The 2076-nt window shown below is 47.9% G+C and carries 2 protein-coding genes and 1 pseudogene; 2 read left to right on the top strand and 1 reads right to left on the bottom strand.

Annotation, left to right across the window (positions count from 1 at the left end; translation table 11 throughout):
- Nucleotides 1–210: pseudogene (locus tag VIM87_RS19590) on the top strand (ABC transporter ATP-binding protein); the annotation flags it as partial.
- Between the two features lie 129 nt (nucleotides 211–339).
- Complete coding sequence (locus VIM87_RS19595; protein WP_331998636.1) at nucleotides 340–1890, top strand: glycosyltransferase; 1551 nt, start codon at nucleotides 340–342, stop codon at nucleotides 1888–1890.
- An 86-nt stretch (nucleotides 1891–1976) separates the two neighbouring features.
- On the opposite strand, the gene VIM87_RS19600 is transcribed toward VIM87_RS19595, so the two are convergent.
- Nucleotides 1977–2075, bottom strand: coding sequence for a TraR/DksA C4-type zinc finger protein (locus VIM87_RS19600; protein ID WP_331998637.1), 99 nt, complete (start codon nucleotides 2073–2075; stop codon nucleotides 1977–1979).
- Nucleotide 2076 lies beyond the last annotated feature (1 nt).

The raw sequence follows: 2076 nt of genomic DNA on the forward strand, positions 1-2076 counted from the left end.
GAATCAGAAAAACTGGTGCAGGAAGCCCTGGATAAACTGATGGAGAACCGCACTACGGTGGTAATTGCCCACCGCCTTTCTACTATACAACACGCCAATGAAATAGCTGTGCTGGACAAAGGTGAAATAAAAGAGCGGGGTACGCATGACGAATTAATAGCATTAAACGGAATATACAGACGACTCGTTGAAATGCAGGAGTTTAAGTAAGCTTTTCACCCCTGCAGCCACTACCCCTGTTGGTACCATTTTTGAGGCTTGGTAGCCCTACACTATGCCATTTTGGAAGAGTTTTTAGGTACACTTTTTTTTCACCCATAACAAAACAAAGCGTTCCCTATGATTTCAATCGTTATTCCAGTTTTAAACGAAGGGGCCACAGTACGGCAGGTTATCAGATTAGTTAAAAAGACCACACGCAAGGTAGAGATCATTGTAGTAGATGATAATAGCCGGGATAACACTGTTGAAGAAGCCATGAAGGAAGGCGTACGGGTAATTACCAGCAGCCAGCGCGGCAAAGGTATATCCATGCGGGAAGGGCTGATGGCCGCCAAATATGATATTGTGATGTATATAGATGGGGACATTCTCACCTATCCGGAAAATATTGTGGAATTATTGACCGATCCCATCATTAACGACGAATCTGATTTTGTTAAATCTTATTTTACCCGGCAGGCCGGCCGCGTTACGCAGCTGGTAGCCAAACCCCTGTTAAGCATTTTGTTCCCGGAGCTGGCGCATTTTCAGCAGCCGCTGAGCGGTATGATCGCTGCGCGCAAATCATTCCTTTCCCGTGTGCAGTTTGAAAATGATTATGGGGTAGATATTGGCCTGCTGATAGATATGCATGTGCTGGGCGCCCGTATAACAGAAGCCAATATCGGAAAGATTGAAAATGCCATGCAAACCTGGGAACAGCTGAGCAAAATGTCGCGCGAGGTTTCCCGCACCATCTTACACAAGGCAGAACACATGAACCTTCCGCAGGAGAACCTGGAAACCCTGGGTAATATTAACCTGATACGGGAGCAAATGGAATACTCCATCCTGGAATCTATTGACAAGCTGCATAAGATGGTGATCTTTAACCTGGATGAAGCCGTTTTTACCCAGGATTACCTGCAGCTGGCCGCCAGCGCTTTTGACTGCGAACTATCCCTGCAGCAGATACTGGAACACTACAGCGATCCGGTAACCATACTGGAGCATACTGCTGCCCTGTTCCGTGACCGTAACCTGGCAGAGCTGCTGGAAGTAGCAGACGCCATCCCCATAGTACCGGATATTAAAGCAGTGGTGCATGAGCTAAAGAAGAGAGGTTATGCCTGCGGCCTGATCACCGACGGATTTGAATGTGTGGCCCGCCATATCAAAAATAAGCTGGGAATGGATTTTGTATTTGCCAACCGCCTGCATTTATACGATAGCGTGGCTACCGGCGAGATAAGCATACCGGAATATTTCCGGCAGCCCAGCGAGGATGGCACCGATGCATTGCCCCACTATAACAAAAAGAACATACTGCCTTATATAGCGCACAAATACCACGTAATGCCGCAGAACATTATTTATGTAGGCAGCGGGGTGGATGGATCTGACCTGCTGAAGGAAGCAGGTATAGGCGTGGCCTTTGATACGCAGGTGGAGTGTATTGAGAAAGTGGCTGATAAGATCATTCCCGGCCCTTACATGTCGCCGCTGCTGAGCATAGCGCAGGCCAGCCCGGAAAAGTTCCGTTTAAAGCTGCCGCCTATCAGTAAAAAACAAGTACGCCGTATCGGCATTGGCAGCCTGGTAGCGCTGGCCGGTGCAGGACTGGTGTACCTGGCCGCCCGGCAGCTTAAAAAGAATGATGAGCAAAAACCGGCAGCGCTGCTGAATTAATTAACAATGAATAATTGATAATTAAGGGGAAGTACTGCATCACGCAACACTTCCCCTTATTAGTTATTAATTCTTAATTATTAATTCTATTTACTCTTGGCCAGCTTGGCTTCAATGCTCAGCGTGGCGTGCGGTACTGCGCGCAGGCGGGCTTTGTCTATCAGCTTACCGGTTACGCGGCAAATG

The sequence above is a fragment of the Chitinophaga sp. genome, assembly GCF_036569125.1.
Taxonomy (GTDB): domain Bacteria; phylum Bacteroidota; class Bacteroidia; order Chitinophagales; family Chitinophagaceae; genus Chitinophaga.

Bases quoted from the DNA above. Each gene is read 5' to 3' on its own strand.
- VIM87_RS19595 (WP_331998636.1), top strand. From the start codon at position 340: ATGATTTCAATCGTTATTCCAGTTTTAAACGAAGGGGCCACAGTACGG.